Origin of the sequence: Promineifilum sp. (SeqCode) (assembly GCF_041918635.1) — a bacterium.
Lineage (GTDB): Bacteria > Chloroflexota > Anaerolineae > Promineifilales > Promineifilaceae > Promineifilum.
This window is the reverse complement of sequence record NZ_JAYRVJ010000109.1, coordinates 1-1,861: the sequence shown is the minus strand read 5'-3', so window position 1 is coordinate 1,861 and position 1,861 is coordinate 1. Positions and strand designations below refer to the sequence as shown.

Sequence of the window (1,861 nt, the reverse complement as noted above, 5' to 3'; positions counted from 1 at the left end):
GCCGCCGGGGCCAGTTCCCAGACGCGGTTCACCACCCGGTCGAGGAAGTAGCGATCGTGGCTGACGATGATGAGCGTGCCATCCCAGCGGCGCAGCGTCCCCTCCAGCCACTCCACGGCGGCGATGTCGAGGTGGTTGGTCGGCTCGTCGAGGATAAGCAGGGCAGGCTTCTCCAGCAGCAGGCGGCCCAGCAGCACGCGCGTCTTCTGGCCGCCGCTCAGATGTAGCAGCGGCGTGTCCCACTGATCCGCAGCAAAGCCCAGGCCCAAGAGGACGTGCTTGATCTCCACCTGGTACTGATAGCCGCCCTCGCGCTCGAACTGCTCCTGGGCACGACCGTACGCCTCGAGCAGTTCGGGCGAGTACGATTCGGCCAGGGTCGCCTCCAGCGCGGCCATGTGCGCCTCCTGCTCGCGCAAACCGGCGAAGACGGTCAGCATCTCCTGATAGACCGAGTTCTCGCGCCCGGCGAAGGTCAGCACCGCCTCCTGGCGTAAGTAGCCCAGGGACAGCCCCTCGGCGCGGTCGACGCGGCCGGCCGTCGGTTCCAGCAATCCGGCCAGGGCCAGCAGCAGCGTCGTCTTGCCGACACCATTGGGGCCGACCAAGCCCACGCGGTCGCGCCGCTCTAGCGACACGCTCACGTCGTGGAAAAGCTCGGCCGCCCCGAAAGCGTGGCCCAGTTCCCTGGCAGTCAGGATGGACATGGGGTCATTCTACAGGGACTAGGGGTTAGGGGCTAGGGACTAGGGAGGAACGTTCTTCCCCTAGCCCCTAACCCCTACTCCCTAACCATGCTATACTGTGGGTGGTCACCGTTTGTGCCCCTTTTCACAGACGGCCGGAGGAGCATATGTCTGAGTCACCCGATCGCAATCTGGCGCTGGAATTGGTGCGGGCGACGGAAGCGGCGGCATTGGCCTCGGCCCGCTGGGTCGGTCGTGGGCGGAAGGAAGAGGGTGATGGGGCGGCGGTCGGCGCACTGCGGCTGCTCCTGGGCGCGGTGCGCATGGACGGCATCGTCGTCATTGGCGAGGGGGAGAAGGACGAAGCGCCGATGCTCTACAACGGCGAGCGGGTGGGCAATGGCCACGGGCCGGCCGTGGACGTGGCCGTCGATCCAGTGGAGGGTACGACGCTGCTGGCCAAGGGGCTGCCCAACTCCATCTCCGTCGTCGCCATCGCCCCGCGCGGCACGCTGTTCAACCCCGGCCCGGCCTTCTATATGGACAAGCTCGTCGTTGGCCCGGAGGCGGCCGGCAAGGTGGACATCGAAGCGCCGGTGGCTGAGACGCTGGCCGTGGTGGCCTCGGCCAAGGGGCTGGCGGTGGATGAGGTCACGGTCGTCATCCTCGACCGGCCGCGCAACCGGGCGCGCATCGAGGCAGCGCGCGCGGCGGGGGCGCGCATCCGCCTCATCTCTGACGGCGACGTGGCCCCATCGATCATGACCGCGCTGCCGGGCACGGGCATTGACATCCTGATGGGCATCGGCGGCACGCCAGAAGGGGTCATCACCGCCTGCGCCATGCACGGCCTCGGCGGCGAAATCCAGGGCTGCCTGGCCCCCCAATCCGAAGGGGAGCGGGAGCGAATCGAGGCAGCCGGCATCGACATCGGCCGCAAGCTGACCCTGGCTGAATTGGCTACCGGCGAGGATCACTTCTTCGCCGCCACCGGCATCACCCAGGGCGACTTCCTGCGCGGCGTGCGCTACGTGGGCAACGGGGCGATCACGCACTCGCTGGTCACGCGCTCGCGCTCCGGAACCTGGCGCACCATCGAGGCCCACCACCGCTGGGACAAGCTGATGCGGATCAGCGAGGTTGAGTACAGATAGAGCAGATGAAAGAACGGCCCG

2 protein-coding genes are annotated in these 1,861 nt (G+C 67.8%); one reads left to right on the top strand and one right to left on the bottom strand.

The window, feature by feature from the left end:
* Nucleotides 1-707 (bottom strand): ATP-binding cassette domain-containing protein (locus ACE3UY_RS03685; RefSeq protein ID WP_374686203.1); only part of this gene is annotated, 707 nt, incomplete at its 3' end.
* Between the two features lie 146 nt (nucleotides 708-853).
* Here ACE3UY_RS03685 and glpX point away from each other — a divergent pair.
* Complete coding sequence (gene glpX / locus ACE3UY_RS03680; RefSeq protein ID WP_374686202.1) at nucleotides 854-1,840, top strand: class II fructose-bisphosphatase; 987 nt, start codon at nucleotides 854-856, stop codon at nucleotides 1,838-1,840.
* Nucleotides 1,841-1,861: the final 21 nt, after the last annotated feature.